At 48.1% G+C, this 17,061-nt stretch carries 16 protein-coding genes and 1 tRNA gene; 4 read left to right on the forward strand and 13 right to left on the reverse strand.

Features of this window, described 5'->3' with window-relative positions; genetic code table 11:
- Nucleotides 1-33: 33 nt before the first annotated feature.
- Entirely contained in the window at nucleotides 34-2,457 is a 2,424-nt protein-coding gene (locus KO518_RS17245) for a TonB-dependent receptor (RefSeq protein ID WP_216027105.1), read from the reverse strand.
- Between the two features lie 297 nt (nucleotides 2,458-2,754).
- Between KO518_RS17245 and KO518_RS17250 the strand changes: the two genes are divergently transcribed.
- Entirely contained in the window at nucleotides 2,755-3,375 is a 621-nt protein-coding gene (locus tag KO518_RS17250; RefSeq protein ID WP_216027106.1) for a cytochrome c, read from the forward strand.
- A 29-nt stretch (nucleotides 3,376-3,404) separates the two neighbouring features.
- On the opposite strand, the gene KO518_RS17255 is transcribed toward KO518_RS17250, so the two are convergent.
- A complete protein-coding gene (locus KO518_RS17255; protein WP_216027107.1) occupies nucleotides 3,405-4,586 on the reverse strand; it encodes an acyl-CoA dehydrogenase in 1,182 nt (393 codons plus the stop codon).
- A 170-nt stretch (nucleotides 4,587-4,756) separates the two neighbouring features.
- On the opposite strand from KO518_RS17255, the gene KO518_RS17260 reads away from it, so the two are divergent.
- Genes KO518_RS17260 through KO518_RS17270 form a run of 3 tightly spaced genes read left to right on the forward strand, consistent with a single transcriptional unit; the run spans nucleotide 4,757 to nucleotide 7,309 of the window.
- Complete coding sequence (locus KO518_RS17260; RefSeq protein ID WP_216027108.1) at nucleotides 4,757-5,422, forward strand: isochorismatase family protein; 666 nt, start codon at nucleotides 4,757-4,759, stop codon at nucleotides 5,420-5,422.
- Between the two features lie 13 nt (nucleotides 5,423-5,435).
- Nucleotides 5,436-6,380 carry a polysaccharide deacetylase family protein gene (locus KO518_RS17265; RefSeq protein ID WP_216027109.1) on the forward strand — a complete coding sequence of 315 codons (945 nt, stop codon included), beginning with the start codon at nucleotides 5,436-5,438 and terminating at the stop codon, nucleotides 6,378-6,380.
- Nucleotides 6,380-7,309 (forward strand): polysaccharide deacetylase family protein, encoded by a 930-nt coding sequence (locus KO518_RS17270; protein WP_216027110.1) that lies wholly within the window; start codon nucleotides 6,380-6,382, stop codon nucleotides 7,307-7,309. Before KO518_RS17265 ends, KO518_RS17270 begins: the two co-directional genes overlap by 1 nt.
- Nucleotides 7,310-7,382: 73 nt before the next feature.
- Here KO518_RS17270 and nusG read toward each other — a convergent pair whose 3' ends face one another.
- The 11 genes from nusG to KO518_RS17325 all read right to left on the reverse strand — a co-directional run bounded on the left by nusG (nucleotide 7,383) and on the right by KO518_RS17325 (nucleotide 17,019).
- On the reverse strand, nucleotides 7,383-7,964 hold the full coding sequence (gene nusG / locus KO518_RS17275) for a transcription termination/antitermination protein NusG (protein ID WP_216027111.1): 582 nt from the start codon (nucleotides 7,962-7,964) through the stop codon (nucleotides 7,383-7,385).
- Nucleotide 7,965: 1 nt separating this feature from the next.
- Nucleotides 7,966-8,343, reverse strand: a complete 378-nt coding sequence (gene secE, locus KO518_RS17280; RefSeq protein WP_216027112.1) for a preprotein translocase subunit SecE — start codon at nucleotides 8,341-8,343, stop codon at nucleotides 7,966-7,968.
- A 61-nt stretch (nucleotides 8,344-8,404) separates the two neighbouring features.
- Nucleotides 8,405-8,481 (reverse strand) — tRNA-Trp (locus tag KO518_RS17285).
- A 257-nt stretch (nucleotides 8,482-8,738) separates the two neighbouring features.
- Nucleotides 8,739-10,580: an ABC transporter ATP-binding protein gene (locus tag KO518_RS17290; RefSeq protein ID WP_216027113.1), complete on the reverse strand. Its 1,842-nt coding sequence runs from the start codon at nucleotides 10,578-10,580 to the stop codon at nucleotides 8,739-8,741.
- 15 nt (nucleotides 10,581-10,595) lie between these two features.
- Entirely contained in the window at nucleotides 10,596-11,210 is a 615-nt protein-coding gene (locus KO518_RS17295; protein ID WP_216027114.1) for an RraA family protein, read from the reverse strand.
- A 118-nt stretch (nucleotides 11,211-11,328) separates the two neighbouring features.
- On the reverse strand, nucleotides 11,329-11,736 hold the full coding sequence (locus tag KO518_RS17300; RefSeq protein ID WP_216027115.1) for an ACT domain-containing protein: 408 nt from the start codon (nucleotides 11,734-11,736) through the stop codon (nucleotides 11,329-11,331).
- Between the two features lie 34 nt (nucleotides 11,737-11,770).
- Nucleotides 11,771-13,153 carry an ATP-dependent RNA helicase DbpA gene (gene dbpA / locus KO518_RS17305; protein ID WP_252736264.1) on the reverse strand — a complete coding sequence of 461 codons (1,383 nt, stop codon included), beginning with the start codon at nucleotides 13,151-13,153 and terminating at the stop codon, nucleotides 11,771-11,773.
- Between the two features lie 5 nt (nucleotides 13,154-13,158).
- Nucleotides 13,159-14,724, reverse strand: coding sequence for an ABC transporter substrate-binding protein (locus tag KO518_RS17310; protein ID WP_216027117.1), 1,566 nt, complete (start codon nucleotides 14,722-14,724; stop codon nucleotides 13,159-13,161).
- Nucleotides 14,694-15,740: a dihydroorotase gene (gene pyrC / locus KO518_RS17315; protein WP_216027118.1), complete on the reverse strand. Its 1,047-nt coding sequence runs from the start codon at nucleotides 15,738-15,740 to the stop codon at nucleotides 14,694-14,696. The genes KO518_RS17310 and pyrC overlap by 31 nt, the downstream gene beginning before the upstream one ends.
- Nucleotides 15,741-15,852: 112 nt before the next feature.
- Nucleotides 15,853-16,413, reverse strand: coding sequence for an alkylphosphonate utilization protein (locus tag KO518_RS17320; RefSeq protein ID WP_216027119.1), 561 nt, complete (start codon nucleotides 16,411-16,413; stop codon nucleotides 15,853-15,855).
- A gap of 75 nt (nucleotides 16,414-16,488) precedes the next feature.
- Nucleotides 16,489-17,019, reverse strand: a complete 531-nt coding sequence (locus KO518_RS17325; RefSeq protein WP_371742354.1) for a lipocalin family protein — start codon at nucleotides 17,017-17,019, stop codon at nucleotides 16,489-16,491.
- Nucleotides 17,020-17,061 lie beyond the last annotated feature (42 nt).

Genomic DNA, 17,061 nt, shown 5'->3' on the forward strand with positions numbered 1-17,061 from the left:
CAGTTCAGCTATGTGAGCCGAGAATAAACCCGTTTAGAAATTATAAGACACGGTTACACCCACCTGGCGAGGACGAGGCGCGGTAACTGCGAAGTCTCTGGCAAACGTACCACGCCACCCGGAAGCCCGGGTTTCATCAGGAATAAAGATAAACTCGCGGAAATCCAGCAAACGGGTAACGGCTTCAGGCGTATCATTATCAAAGGCGTTCTGTACCCAGGCCGTAATGCGCCAGTTTTCGTTCTCCAGCCCCATTCGTAAGTTCACTTCAGACGACCCACTGACATAAGCCAGGTTAGCTGACTGCACATAACGCTTAGACTCATAGTTGTAGTCGACCCGGGCAAAGCCATACCAGTTATCTGTCACTTCCGTGTTGTAACTAATACCCAGGTTGACCATATGCTTGGGCGTTTGTGGGATCATATTTCCAGCCACCTGCCCGTCAGGATCGGCCGCGTCATTAATCAAGCCGTTGGTGTCGAGTAAGTCCTGCACGTTTTCATCAATATAATCATCAAACTGAGCGTCAGAATAGGCATAACCAAAGCGTACCCGTAAGTCATCCGTCATCTGATAGTTTCCACTTATTTCCACACCTTTAATAGATGACTCACCCGCATTGATAAGAATTGACTCGGGATAGTAACCGCCAGTGGGTTCTTCAACTCCGGTTTCTGGGTTTGGTGCCACGATAACCATGGTTTCCGTAGTAGTGAGGATTTGCTTGTCCCAATCCAGAAAATACAAAGCGGTGTCTAACGACAAGCGACCGTCTAAAAACAGCGATTTAAAGCCTATTTCGTAGGCCATCACTTCAGACTCTTCGTAAGCAAAACGGCCGTTTTGCAACGCCTCTGTTAGTTGATCGGCTGAGTAATCCGGGTCATAGTACGCGCTGTTAAATCCACCCGGTTTGTTTCCTTTCGCCACAGAACCATACATATTCGTGGTTTCATTAAACTTATAGGTGAACGCGACCCGGGGCAGGAAAGCCGTAAAAGACTCTGAGTCAGAACGCCTGTAGTTTTCGATATCCAGGGTGATATCTTCTTTTTGATAACGTCCTTCCAGTGAGACGTTCAGTTTGTCAGATACGTCCCACTCTACCATGCCAAAAACGGCCTGATTCTTCACGCTGGAATTGTCCTCAGAGACCACGGCTCTTGATGCGTCATAGTCTTCGTCAGCCAGCGACCAGCTATTGCTATGCAGCGTGCCGTTTTCCGATTTGAAGTAGTACAACCCAAAGAGATAGTTTAGTGGCGCGTCGAAGTTAGATACCATTCGCAATTCCTGAGACAAACTCTTTTGTCCATCGCGACCACTGAACGACCCTGTGGTGCCATCGCCAAAGCTGCCAAAGCCGTTACGGTAATCAAATGTGGTGTAACCCGTCGTAGAGTTAAACGACCAGTCGCCAAAATCATAATCTACGATAAGGCTCATTCGGTCAGTTGTACGCTCGTTACCCGGTGCGCCGTCATTGTCAGCATAATAAGCATCAAGTGCTTCTATTTCACCACACCAGTAGCCCCGCGAGCGAGTTGACATCGGCTTGGCAAAAAATGAATAGGGAGGTACAAATATTTCTGTAGGCGTATAGCAATTCGATTTTTCAGTGATGGGCAAGTAAGTGGTAGGGTCATCATTGTCACCACCATTCCACAACCCGTATGCAATCTGTCCGTCTTCGTCTTTAGTGTGGCTGTAATCGAAATACACACTTAAATCGTCGTTAGGCGTGTAATTTAAACGAAACCCGATTTGATCTGTGTCTTCTTCGCCTAACTCTCTTTTGCCATTGAAGGCGTTGTCGTACATACCGCCCTGAGAGTAAGTAGAAAAGTACACTTCTCCTGCAAGCACATCATCTACCAATGCTCCCGAGAGAAAGCCGTGAACTTTGGCCAGGTCATACTGCCCCAGTTCCACGGTAACATTTCCACGGGTGTCGCCGTCCGGGCGACGGGTAATAAAGTTTATAGCGCCGCCAAACGCACCGCGACCAAATGACGCTGACTGCGGCCCCTTCATAACCTCAATGCGCTGAAGGTTCTCAAGGTTAAATGAACCTATTGGGCCATCCACAAATACGCCATCTACGTAAAAAGAGGCGTTTGCTTCACCAAGAATACTGGACATACCGCGAATAGAAGGTCTTTTAGATGCGCCACCCGTTGTACGTCCATAACCTTCACGATAGGAGAACCCCGGTGTTGCCAGGGCAAGATCCTGGACGTCTGACATCCCTGATCTTGCGATTTCTTCTGCACTAAATGCACTAATTGCGATGGGAATTTCGCGAATGCTCTCCAATTTTTTCCGAGCCGTGATTTCAATCACTTCCAAGGTGTTTTCGTTTTTTTCTTCTTCCTGTGAATACACCGGAGAAGAAAGTGTTGCTGCGATTAATGCCAGTGTGATTGGCGATAATTGGGGTTTTTGAATACTCACGACCTGCTCTCCCATCTTGCTAAATACTTGTTAGCAAATTGTTATTATGAATTTATTTTCCTTCAGTGAAAATCAGCATAGCCTTGTTTTAGGTGAAAGGTCTTTAGCGAAACCTCGCTGAAATTGATATTTATCAAATATCGGAATGCAGGAACATATCGCTGTTTTTTTCATCACTGTGACAGTTTTAAAACACTCAGCCTTTGACATTTGTTAAAGCCCGAGTCAAAAAAGTAATGGTAACGTAGTTAAAAAATTTGCCTGCTATCCGTTAGCGGCCGTACTGCGGAACCCAATATGATTAAACTAACCACAATAATTCACATTGCCATGATTTCGACAATACCTTTGGTTGTCAGCGCCGAGACAAAAGAAGGTAAAACGGTGTATCAACAATGTATTGCCTGCCATGGTGTGAACGGCGAAGGTAATCCCGTCATGCAATCTCCCGCACTTGCCGGCCAGCATAAAGCGTATCTCTTACGTCAGTTGATGCAATATAAGTCTGGAGCACGGGGCGCTCATCCGGACGACCAACAGGGAAAAATAATGACAGGTATTGCAGGCACGCTTGATAGCGACGCGATGGAAGCAGTTAGCGCATACCTCAGTGAACTGCCATCAGCTTCGCCCCGCGAAGAACAGCAGACAACAACAGCTGAGCCTGGCAAGGCGGTGTATCAAAACAAGTGTGCAACCTGTCACGGACGTGAGGCACAAGGCAATAAAACCTTAGGCGCACCGCGCTTATCAGAGCTTGATGAGAATTACTTCATCAGACAAATGGAACACTTTCAGAAGGGCATTCGGGGGTCGGCTGACAACGATAGCCACGGTGAGCAAATGGGGATGATGTCTCGAGGTATTTCGTCAATACAGGTAAAAGAAATAGCAGAATATATAAGTCAAATACAATAAACAAAAGGGGCTTGATGCCCCTTTCTAGTTTAGAAAAACGCTTGTAATCCGGTTTGAGCCCGTCCCAGAATAAGGCCATGCACATCGTAAGTACCTTCATAGGTATTCACTGTTTCCAGGTTTATCATATGACGTATGACGTGGAACTCATCCGCAATCCCGTTACCGCCGTGCATATCCCTCGCCCAACGCGCAATATCCAAAGACTTGCCACAATTGTTGCGCTTGACTAAAGAAATCATAGTCGGGTCCCAATTTCCCGTGTCGATGATTTGTCCCACCCGCAACGAGGCTTGCAGTCCCAAGGTAATTTCTGTTTGCATATTCGCCAGCTTGGTTTGGAACAGCTGTGTTTGCGCTAAAGGTTTGCCAAATTGCTTTCTGTCGAGTCCGTACTGACGGGCCGCATGCCAGCAGTATTCTGCCGCTCCCAGCGCTCCCCAGGAAATGCCATACCGAGCCATGTTCAGGCAACTGAATGGCCCTTTTAGCCCCCTTACTTCCGGGAACATGTTCTCTTCCGGAACAAACACATTGTCCATCACTATTTCACCGGTGATGGATGCTTTGAGAGACAGCTTACCGTCGATTTTTGGTGCACTTAGCCCGTCCATGCCCTTTTCCAAAACAAAGCCGCAGATTTGATTATCTTCGGCTTCATTTTTCGCCCACACTACAAATACATCGGCAATAGGGGAGTTGGTGATCCACATTTTTGAGCCGCTTAGGCGATAGCCACCTTCTACTTTTTTCGCACGGGTTTTCATACCCGCCGGGTCAGAACCCGCATCAGGCTCGGTTAATCCAAAGCAGCCGATGTATTCTCCACTGGCAAGTTTAGGCAAATATTTCTGTTTCTGAGCTTCTGTTCCAAAGGTATAGATAGGGTGCATAACTAAAGAAGACTGCACGCTCATTGCGCTGCGATAGCCGGAATCTACCCTTTCCACTTCTCGGGCAACCAAACCATAGCTGACGTAATTAACCCCAGAACATTCGTAACCGTTAATGGTTGCCCCCAGTAACCCTACTTCACCGAATTTTCGCATGATGTTTGGGTCAAATTCTTCGTGCCGGTTGGCCATTAAGATCCCCGGCATTAACTCTTGCTGACAAAAATCATGTGCCATGTCGCGGATCATGCGCTCGTCTTCTGACAATTGATTATTCAACAGCAGAATATCGTCCCAGTTACTAAGTACTTTACCCATCGTTTACTTGTCTCTCTATTATCGATTGCGCCATTGTTGAGTAATTCGGGCCCGCTCCCATTGATAAAAATCAAAACCTGAGCATCTCTGCAGCCCCTCTGGGCTGCCTTCTGTAGGTTTACAGGGTAATCTGTTTATTCCGTTTCCCAAAGTAACAATCAGGAATTCCCATGGAACTGAGTAACAAAACTGCCCGCGAGATATATAACGACATAAAAAATAATCCGGCTCGCAAACGCTTTGGATTTGGTAATAAAGCCGTGTTGGTAAACGTTGACCCGCAGAAAGCCTACACAGAAGTCAATACCTACAAAACGGCGTACGAGACCGATCCAAACCAAATGGAATATATTAACAAACTCGCTGCACTATTTCGGCAACTTGACTGGCCCGTGGTATGGACTCACGTTGCCTACATGCCTGATGCCTGCGATGCCGGTGTTTGGGGCACCCGAACCGACACGCCGGATTCGCTACAAAATATCAAATTCAATTCTCACCGTAGTGAGTTTGATGACCGGCTCCACATAGACAGAGAAAAAGACGTTGTTTATCTCAAGAAAATGCCCTCAGCATTTTTTGAAACCCAGTTGCAGTCTCTTTTAGTTTGGCATCAGGTAGATACGGTGATCATTACCGGTGGTTCAACCTCAGGCTGTATTCGTGCCACTGCCGTTGATGCGCTGTCCAGAGGATACAGGGCGATTGTACCGGAAGAGTGCGTAGCCGATAAGCATGAGAGCTTTCACTTCGCCAATCTCACTGATCTGTCTCTGAAATACGCCGATGTACTCAGTGTTTCAGAAGTGTTCGATTGGCTTGCTCAACAGCAATAGGCGGAGGTAAATCATGAAATGCGAACCCGGCTACTACGATTACTGGCCTTATGAAAATCGCCCAAAAATACGCTGGCCTGGGGGTAAGAAAATGGCCTTTTGGGTGGCACCGAACATCGAATTTTACGAACTCAACCCCCCATCTAATCCGCATAGAAAAGCCTGGCCACAACCCTATCCGGCGAATCAAGGCTACAGTATCCGGGATTATGGCAATCGCGTTGGTCATATGCGGCAAATGGCGTTGCTTGATAAATACGGCATACGCGGTTCGGTGTCGTTATCTACCGCATTGTGCGAGCACCACCCCGAGATCATTGACATGTGTAAAGAGCGGGACTGGGAGTTTTTCAGTCACGGTATTTACAATACCCGCTATACCTACGGCATGTCAGTGGATCAGGAAAAGGCGATGATAAAGGATTCCATGGAAACCATCTATCGGCATACAGGTCAAAAGTGCGCGGGCTATCTTGCACCAGCCCTTTCTCATTCTGAACACACCCTGGACTTGTTCGCCGAGGCCGGCACAGAGTTATTTGGTGATGAAGGCGGCTTTTACACTTGTGATCTCTTTCATGATGACCAACCGACTCCCATTCACACCCGCTCGGCTAAGAAGTTTGTTTCCGTACCCTACTCTCTGGAAATGAACGATACCATTGCCTTTGTGGTGAACAAGGTAGAGCCCCGGCGTTACGGTGAAATGCTAAAACGCAATTTTGACAGGTTGTATCAGGAAGCCGACGACTCAGGCACCATTATGTGCATTCCCACCCATAATTACCAGGTCGCTTGCCCTCATCGCATTAAAGCTTTTGAAGAAGCGCTGGATTACATCACCTCTCATGACGATGTATGGATAACAACCGGCAAAGACATTGCCTCGTATTTTATCGACAACTATTACGACGACGCAGTGAAGGACATTGCCCGTTATCAGGGAGGTAAGAAATAATGGCACTTGATAAAAGCCACCTGGACTATCCACACCGTCACTACGGTATGGATCATACCCGTTACGACTGGCAACTTCTTGCAAATCAGAAACCGGTTACCTGGCCCGGAGGCAAAAAACTTGCGTTGTGGGTGAATGTCTCCCTCCAATTCTACCCGCTGAATCAAAAAGGTGTGCCCTTCAAGGTGCCCGGCGGTATGACAATGCCCTATCCTGACCTTCGTCACTACAGTCTTCGGGACTACGGCAACCGGGTAGGTATATATCGCTTTTTCAAAGCTTTCGACCGCTATGGCGTAACCCCGACGTTTGCCATTAATACGGAATTAGCCCGGCGCTATCCCTACCTCTTAGATGCGGTTAAGGAGCGTGATAATGAAATTTTGTGCCATGGTTTGCACATGGACGCTCTGCACTATGGCGGACAACCACTGGCTGAAGAAGAAGCCTGTGTATCGGTAGCCTTGGACGAGTTGAGAGAATTGAGTGATCAGGATGTTAAAGGCTGGTTAAGTCCGGCGCGCAACGAGAGTGAGCACACTCCTGAATTACTGGTAAAAAACGGTGTTGAATATTGCTGCAATTGGGTTAACGATGATATGCCCTACCTGTTTAACACCGAAAACGGACCTTTGTGGTCAATGCCACTTTCCAACGAGCTGGAAGACAGGTTCATTCTTATGAATAACCAGCATTCAGAAGACAGTTATGTCGAGCAAATAAAGGATGCGTGTAACTTCCTTTTGAAAGAGGCACAAACCCAAGGTGGCCGCATTCTTGCTCTGAACATACACCCTTGGCTTTTGGGTCAACCCCATCGAATCCATTGTCTGGAAGCAATACTTGATTACGTCATGGCGCAGGATGTCTGGCAAGCATCGTCATACGAGATACTACAACACGTTCGACTTGCTGCGGCTGAAGCGTAAACACAAGGTATTAGCTCGCCATTAAACGAAAAAACCCGGCATCAAGCCGGGTTTCTATAAATTTAAAAGGCAATTAACCTTTTTCTACCTGGCCAAATTCCAAATCGACTGGCGTAGAACGACCAAAGATAAGCACTGACACTTTTACGCGGCTCTTCTCGTAATCGACTTCTTCCACAACTCCGTTGAAATCGGCAAAAGGTCCATCGGTAACACGTACCACTTCGCCCGGCTCGAACAACGTCTTTGGCCTTGGCTTGTCCGTATTCTCTTCCAGTCGGTTAAGAATTGCGTCGGCTTCGCGCTTAGTAATTGGCATAGGGCGGTCAGAAGTGCCACCAATGAAACCCAACACCCGGGGAACACTTTTCACTAAGTGCCACGACTGCTCGTTCATTTCCATTTCTACCAACACATAACCAGGGTAGAATTTACGCTCAGATTTGCGCTTTTGACCAGCACGCATTTCCACCACTTCTTCGGTTGGTACCAGAACTTGCCCGAAATACTGCTCCATTTCGTGCATTTTGATGTATTCAAGCAGTGTTTTCTTTACACGAGATTCGTATTGAGAGTAGGCCTGAACCACATACCAACGCTTTTTGTTCTCCGGCGCTGCCTGGCTTTCTTCTGGTGTTTGGTTTTCTTCAGACATTTTACACTCCAATTCCAGTAATAAAGCCCACTAAACGAACGATAATTCCATCAAGGCCCCACAGTAACAGGCCGACAATAACGGTTGCCGCCATAACGATAAGAGTGGTCTGATTAGTTTCCTGACGGGTAGGCCAGATAACCTTACGCACTTCCATGCGTGATTCTTTCGCGAAGGTTAAAAATGCACTGCCTTTAACCGTGGTAGCGGCGATAAAACCTGCAATAACCACTACGCCAACAGCCACCAGCGCACGTATCAGTACTGAAACCTCATCGAAACTGTGGTTTGCAGCAATCAGGCCAGCTAATAAGGCAAAAATTACCAGCCATTTCATCATGTCCAATGGATTGGACGTATTTTCCGTTTTTTCGCTCATGTCACGATCCTAGCAATACTTCGTCGTCAGGCTCTACGAACTCTGCCATAGAGTTTAATGCTGGCAGGGGTGGAGGGACTCGAACCCCCAACCATCGGTTTTGGAGACCGCTGTTCTACCAATTCGAACTACACCCCTAAAAGTCTGTCTTAAGACAAAATTCAGTTACACTACCCTTGTGAAATGTGGCGTTTCTTTTTAAGAAGAATTCGCGGAATCGCAAGGGAGGGACGCGTATTATACCGATCATTGAATGAGATACAAGCAAACATCCCCACTCTCTTCACGTTTTATCAATAACTATCAAGGCCGCGCAGTTTTGCCTGGTACAGATTTTTATCTTTGTTATCCCAGGCATTGCGAATTGCTTCTTTAAGTGCCGTACGCGCAGGCCCTTAATCTACAGCAATGAAACCACCAGTCTGGTGCGCCCACAACTTGGCGTAAATGCCTCCTTTCTCTACCAGTTCACTGTGCGTACCCGCTTCTACGATTTCACCTTTGTCCAGCACCAGCAAACGGTCCATTTGAGCAATAGTAGAAAGCCTGTGCGCAATAGCGACCACGGTCTTATTTTCCATCACCGTATTTAAACAATCCTGAATAGCCGCTTCCACCTCCGAATCCAGAGCGGAAGTTGCTTCATCAAGTACCAAAATAGGCGCATCTTTTAGCAGAACCCGTGCGATGGCAATGCGCTGGCGCTGACCGCCAGAGAGTTTAACTCCCCGCTCGCCCACGTGCGCATCATAACCTGTGCGCCCCTGATTATCAGATAGCGACAAAATAAAATCATGGGCTTCTGCCTGTTTGGCCGCCGCAATCATTTCCTCTTCTGTGGCATCAGTTCGGCCATAAATGATATTGTCCCGAACAGAACGGTGCATCAGTGATGTATCCTGGGTAACCATACTAATTTTTTCCCGCAGGGTTTCCTGCGCCACCGCTCGCACCGATTGCCCGTCGATCACAATATCACCAGTCTGAACGTCATAAAAACGCATGAGCAGGTTTACCAACGTAGACTTTCCGGCCCCAGAGCGCCCCACCAAGCCCACTTTCTCTCCTGGTTTGATATCAATGTTCAAATTTTGAAACACATTGATAAGGCGATTATCATTGCCAGCGTAGGCAAAGCTCACTTTCTTGAAGCTGATCGCCCCTCCTCTAACCGTTAATGCATCGGGGTTTTTCTTATCTTTTACTTGCACTGGTTGCGCCAGGGTATTCATGCCGTCCTGAACTGTGCCCAGATTTTCAAACAGCGATGACACCTCCCACATCACCCAATGGGACATGCCGTTTAATCGAAGTACAAGGCTTATCGCTACGGCGATTTCACCCGGCGAAACAAACTCGTGAAGCCACAGGTAGACAGACATGGCGCCGATGGCAAAAATAAGTAGCGCATTGGCCATTTCCACACAATTTTCCAGCACGGTTACCAGCCGCATTTGTGGATAAACCGTTTGTAAAAAATCATCCATACTCTCTTTGGCATAGTTTGCTTCCCTACGACTGTGGGAAAACAATTTAACCGTAGAAATGTTGGTGTAACTGTCTACAATTCGCCCCGTCATCACAGCCCTGGCGTTGGCCTGCGCTTGTGAGACGGCTTTCAGCTTCGGAACTAATACCCGAAGAATGGCGATGTAAACAAAAAACCAAACAATGAGTGGCAGAGCCAAGCGCCAATCAGTTGAAAAGATCAACACGACCATAGACAGAAAATACACGCAAATGTATACCATCAGGTCGAGCAATTTCATTACCACTTCCCGCACTGCCAAAGATGTTTGCATTACCTTAGTAGCAACACGACCTGCAAATTCGTTCTGAAAGAAGCTCAAGCTTTGGCTAAGCAGGTAACGGTGTGCCTGCCAACGTATTCTCATGGGGTAATTTCCCATGAGCGACTGACGATTAAACAGCGCCCGAAGCAAAATACAACCGGGAATGACAATAACTACCACCGCGGCCATGCCGACAAGCGTCCACATTTCATTTTCCAAAAATGTGGCTCTGTCGTGGGCAGAGAACCAATCGACCAACTGTCCGAGGAAGCCAAACAGCGCCACTTCCAGTGCAGCGATGATGGCACTGAGCATGGATACCACTGCGATAATTTTCCACATACCCTGTGAGTAATAGCGGCAAAATGCAATGATGCCCTCAGGGGGCTGTGATGGGGCGTCATTGGGGAACGGCTTTGTCAGCCGTTCAAAAAATGAAAACATATCGTGGCTCGGAAATTATTCTTCAAACCCTAGCTTAGTGAGGATAAATTCCAGTTTTTCAAGATGATTTTCGCGCCATTGCGATAATGTCATGTTGCTATCCTGCCCGGCTCTTGCCTGTGCTATCTGCAAAACTTCCGCGGCCTCGGTAAGAGGAATGACAGCAATACCCTCTTCGTCAGCAACAATAATATCGCCGGGGTTTACCTTAACGCCACCGCAATGAACAGGCTCATTCAGGGGGGATAGTTTTTTCTTCGCCCCCGGCTTTGGGCATACGCCTCGGGCAAAAACCGGAAATGCCATCTGCCGCACTTCGCCAACATCCCGGATGACGCCATCAATGACAAAGCCCGCTATGCCCCGTTCCTGCGCGATGGCACATACATTGCCGCCGGCCAGTGCGAACATGTCATCTCCTTGTGCCACAATGATGTCACCAGGACTAGCCCGATAAACTGCGGCGTGAAACATCAGGTGATCACCGGGTTCACACTTAACCGTAAAGGCCGGCCCTGCAATGCGCGGCACAGGGGTCCACAACGACCGAACCCGGTAATCTATAAACTGCTGTCGTGGCAGCGCATCAGCATAGTCGCACACCGACACCGAGGTAAATTTATCAAACATGAATCGCCTCCACTCCTGTGTTTAATTACCAAAACTATCTAGCTTTCGTAACTATAGCAGTGAAAGAACACGCGACTGCTTTATTGAATGAATAGTGGGTATCTGTCGCACCGACGCGCTAGCCCTTGCCCTTTGCTATCATGCTAAGGACTGACACGGCCTCTTGCGCTTTAGTTGCGGGAACAAAGAGATGATCGTGATAATACGCCGCCACTACATTGGCGCTGATCCCATGATGGGTGAGAGCCGTTGCCATGGCTGCCGTCATTCCCACTGCTTCAAGGCTCGAATGGACTTGGCAGGTGATCTGCCGAAACACCCCGTCAAATCTCAACCCTTCGTTCTCAGCCACCTCTTTTAACAGGATCAACGTTACTCCCTCTTGTTCGTGAAACAGCCCTCTAACCGGCCATTGACTGCGCTGCCAGGTTTCTTCAGAAACGGTGACAAACACAAAATCCCCGTCAACCAGTTCTGGCGACAATCCTTCTAACAGCCGGTTTAAATTCACTTCCCCGTTACTCATGGTCAACGTCACCTCAATATTTTGCGAACAACCACTAATTTAGCTTACGCGCTCTGACGCGCTTACCTTTAATTTTTCCCTCTCTGAACAATAAAAGGGCTCGCTTTACACTACGCGCTTTTACCGCCACGAAGCTTTGGGAATTCTGAACCTGAATTTTCCCTATATCGTCAGCTGGTATATCGGCGTCCTTTACCAGAGAACCAAGAAAATCGCCAGGCCGCAACTTTTGCTTTTTCCCTGCGTTCACTACAATACACTGGTACACCGGAGCTTTTATCCGGTTTGCATGGAAACGAAGACTCTGTCCCCCTTTAGCTGGAATTTTTATTTCAGAAAAAGCCTCTATTTTATCAAACTGATCTTGTTCATTTGGACCTACCAGGGTTACCGCCAGCCCTTTGGCACCGGCGCGTCCTGTTCTGCCCACGCGATGAGTGTGATTATCGACCTCCTCACTTACATCTACGTTTACGACGCAATCTACGTCTTTAATATCGAGGCCCCTAGCGGCGACGTCGGTTGCCACCAGCACAGACAAAGACTCAGCAGCAAAACGAGCCAACACTTCCGTGCGTTCTCTTTGCTCCATCTCTCCCTGTAATCCCGCCGCAACAAAACCCGCTTGCGTTAATGCGTCGGTGACTTCGAGTACTCGCTTGCGGGTATTGCAAAACAAAATCGCCTTTGCTGGTTGCACTGTGGTGAGCAGACCCTGAAGAATGGATATTCTGGTGTGATCTTCTACCGTGTATGCCAGTTGTTCGATATCTGGGTTAGCGACTTCTTCTTGCTCGGCCTTAAAAGCATGAGGCTGATGAAGGTAGTTTTCAGCCATCTGCTTAATACCGTCGTTCCACGTCGCTGAGAACAGCAGGGTTTGTATCTGTGTTGGCAGAAATGAAAATATTTCGTCCACGTCTTCTGAAAACCCCATATCCAGCATACGGTCAGCTTCGTCGAGTACCCGACACACTGCGCCATCTAGCTTTAAACGCCGTTTTTGTAAATGATCGAGCACCCGCCCAGGTGTACCTACTACCACATGAGCACCATGTCGCAGCGATTGAATTTGCGGTCCCATTGGTTCTCCGCCACACAGCGTCATCACTTTTAAGTTTGCCATGCACTGACCAACAGTTCTGTATTGTTCTGCTACCTGAGCCGCCAGCTCCCGGGTTGGACATAGCACCAACACCTGAGTGAAGAAATCACTTACTACCACTCGATTAAGTGTTGCTACGGCGAAGGCGACAGTTTTACCACTGCCGGTTTGTCCCTGAGCGAGAATGTCCCGGCCTTCAAGTGCCAGCGGCAAGGTTCCGTGTTGAACTGGCGTCATTGCAGAAAACTGCATGCGTTTTAACGCTTCCTGCAATTCATTGCGAACGGCGCCAAGGGTAGAAAAATTTGTCATTGTATTCATTCGACTTTGTGTAAATAAATTACGCCGTCCCTGACGCTATATTGGGTTTGCTTTCTGTTATTAATATCCTTCACCCATCGTTCGGCCCATTTTTTATACCTGTCTGCGGTTTTAACCCTTTGCGCCGCTGTCTTCATTCTCTCTACCAATACGTCTGGCGTGCCGGGCTTTGACATCACTAACCAGGTCATTTTGCTTTCGTGTTCTGCTCGTACAGCAATGTCGCCGCACAATGCGTAATCTTTCCCGCATACGTGTTGTGCAATAATGTGAGATGCGAACACCAGATCCACAACCCCTTCAGCATGGGCCTGAAACGCGGCTTCCCAGGTGTCGTATTCGATGGTACTCAACCCGTACTGACGTGCCTCCGAGCCACGAAAATCCCGCTTAACCACGGCGACGATCATAGTTTTGGGGATATTCGACAACCCCGAATAGTGAACCCCAGGTTTTCCGAATAACAGGTACCGACTGGAGGTAAGTGGCGTTATCCAGTGATACAAAGCTTCTCGCTCAGCCGTTCTGGCCACAGAAAAAGCCAGGATATTTGGCTTTTGAAGCGCTTCCTGCACAATGCGTTTCCAAGGCACGGCGAGAATTTCTGCGGTAACGTCTGCCTCCAGTAAAATGGCATTTATCAGTTCGGCAAAATAGCCGGCCATTTTACCTTCTGCATTGAGATAGGCAAACTCACCGGCCTGCTCGCCCAACACCCATAAACTAGTATTTAACGCGTCAGTACCGTCAGGACGCATAGACAGTGCGCCGTCGTTGAGTTCAAGTAAAATAGCCTTAGATTGCAGCCGTGCCATCTCCTGCTCTGCCATTCTTTTAAAAGCGGATGACGCTTTGTACCTGGCCGCTCCCTGAGTCAGGGCTTCTGCAATGGCATCGCTGCCTTCGAACTTCGGCAACACAATATAGCTGGTGGAAACACTGTGGGAATACACCGGCTTTAGTGCGGAACAATCCAGGTGCGCCTGCTGACACACCAGGTTAACCCCAAATGACGAGTGAAAAACGCCCTCTACCCGGCCTCTTAGTACCGCTTCTATAGCTTGTTCCCAGCTACTCACCGCCATAATGCCAGGTACACCTGCTCGTTCGAGCATCGTATGTCTGTAGTCTCCCCGCATTACCGATACGGTTCGCAACGCTTGTAAACCGCCAACAGCATCTTGTTGATAGTGTTTTTCGTCAGTGACAAACAACTGATTTTGTATAACCGTAACGGGAGTAATCCAGTGGAAAAAAGGCTCACGCTGTGGTGTACGTACCACAAGTGTACCAATTTGCCGCGGTTGCGAAGAAAGGGTCGCCATCATGCGGGCAAAAGGCTCAGCACGGTACGAAGCTTCATACGCCGTAGAAGCCATCATGCCGTCAATTAATGCAACAAGATAACCGTCAAGGTCACCGTCACTATTGGTGGTGGAAAAAAATGGGACAGGGTTAATGACAACAGGCAGGGTTTCGCCTCTGCCCGTTACACATATACACAGACTGAATACAACAGCCGTGATGAACTTTAAGACACAAGCGACTTTGCGAGTTTCCATTTCAGTGTTTTCCCAGCAAAAAAGGGCACCATATCTGTGCCGTCAGCCAATTTGACTGTATCGGGTACCAGCCACGGCGATTCCACCAGGGTTATCGTGTCTTCGTTTAGCGGTAAACCATAAAACGCAGGACCATAAATACTAGCAAAACCTTCCAGTTTATCTAACGCGCCCATTTCATCAAAAATTTCAGCGTAGAGTTCGATGGCACTCCAGGCACTGTAACACCCAGCACAACCACAGGCGCTTTCTTTTTTGTGACGAGCATGGGGCGCGGAATCTGTGCCCAGGAAAAATTTCGGCGATCCGGATTTCACCGCATCTTGCAAAGCTTTTTGATGGGTATTGCGCTTTAACACGGGGAGACAATAATTGTGCGGCCTTACACCTCCCACCAGGAGGTCATTTCGGTTTAACATCAGATGCTGTGGTGTAATTGTCGCAGCCACATTGTCGCTCGAGCTCGACACAAACTGTGCCGCGTCGGCGGTAGTGATGTGCTCAAACACCACTTTAAGATTGGGAAAAGCGTCAACAATAGGCCTGAGGTGCTTATCAATGAACACTTTTTCACGATCAAAAATATCAATATGGCTCTCGGTTACTTCGCCGTGAATAAGCAACAACATGCCGTGAGTCTGCATGGTTTCGAAAACAGGGTACAGCGCTTCAATCCCTTTCACTGCTGCGTCTGAATTCGTCGTTGCTCCTGCGGGATACAACTTGCAAGCCACGACGCCGGCTTGCTTTGCATCAGCAATATCCTGCGCCGTGGTTTGATTAGTGAGATACAGGGTCATGAGCGGCTCAAACTGACTTCCCAAAGGACGTGCAGCTTCAATTCGCGCTTTGTAAGCCATGGCCATACTTGCGTTTGTCACCGGTGGAACGAGGTTCGGCATAACTATAGCGCGGGCAAAACAGCGCGCTGTTGCCGGCACAGTTTCTGACAACATGTCGTCATCACGAAAATGTAAGTGCCAATCGTCCGGTGTTCGAATAGTAAGCGTTTGCATGTATGAGTAGCCTGTAAATACTGAAATCAACAGGCTAATTATGCCTCAACTCCTGAACATCTGCACCCATACATAAAAAATAGAGACACTTTTTGCTTTCTGGGTTAGCTGGTTAGGATTTTTTCGTATATGCGGCAATAATAACTATACGAGTGCCGTTAACTCTTCCTTCAATGTGCAGAGGGTTGTCACTCAAGCTGATATTGCGAACTGGCGTGCCTCGTTTGGCGGTAAAGCCCGCGCCTTTGACGTTTAAATCTTTTACAAGGTGCACGTTATCACCCGCGCTAAGAGCTACGCCGTTACAATCCAGTGTAGGTTCCCTATCCAGGTCGACCAACCCTGCCTCGCCCCAGGCTTTCACCGTATCTTCCAAGTACGCAATGTCGAGTAAATCCTGCGCCCAGGATTCCGACTTCAGTTTGTGCAACATACGCCACGCCACCACCTGAACCGGTGCCACAGGAGACCAAATAGCATCATTCAGGCATCGCCAGTGATCGGGCGAAAGGGAGGCAGTGCCATCCAGTTGATCACGACAAACCTGGCAGGCCGCAACATGGGTGTCTGCTTCAGAAGCCGGAGAAAACGGTACTTCGTACAAAGCAACCAATTCTTTGCTGCCACAAAATTCACAACTGTGCCCTGCCCGGGTTAAAACGCGATCTTCCACTTCATTTATCCTTTAGTGCAATAAAACCCTTATTATATCAGGGTTTTTACCAAGCAAAAGCAACGTTGACTCATTTTACCGCTGTTCGACGTAAATCAATCTACTCGTATCGTAGCCCCACGCCTTTGCCTGATTGACCAGTGAATCAAAAACTGTCTCATTCAATTCCGGGGTTCTTGACAGGATCCACAAATACTCGCGGTCAGGCCCTGACACCATGGCATAGTTGTATTCATCGTCTAACGCCACTACCAGATAACTCGCGTAAAAGGGCCCGAAAAAAGACACTTTCAGGAATCCGGTTTGCACATCTTCAACAAAATAAGCTTTTCCGTTCGCTTCATTCCACTTACCGCTGTTGGCATCTAACCCTCGGTTGATGACATTAATGCCGCCATCTTCCCTGCGCGAATACGTGGCAGTCACCTGAGAAAGCCCCTCTTCAAACGAATGGGGTAAACGCGCTACTTCGAACCACTCACCGAGGTATTTTTCCAATTCAAAGTCGCGCACCGGCTCTATACCCTCGGGTTTGGAAATACAACCACTCAGACACAAAACGCTCGTCAAAGTAAGCAGTAAATACCGCATCGTGTTTCTCATCATTCTGCCACACCATCAGTAGTAAATTTCTGCATAAAAATAACC

The organism is Aestuariibacter sp. A3R04 (assembly GCF_018860805.1).
In the GTDB taxonomy this organism is placed as follows: domain Bacteria; phylum Pseudomonadota; class Gammaproteobacteria; order Enterobacterales; family Alteromonadaceae; genus Alteromonas.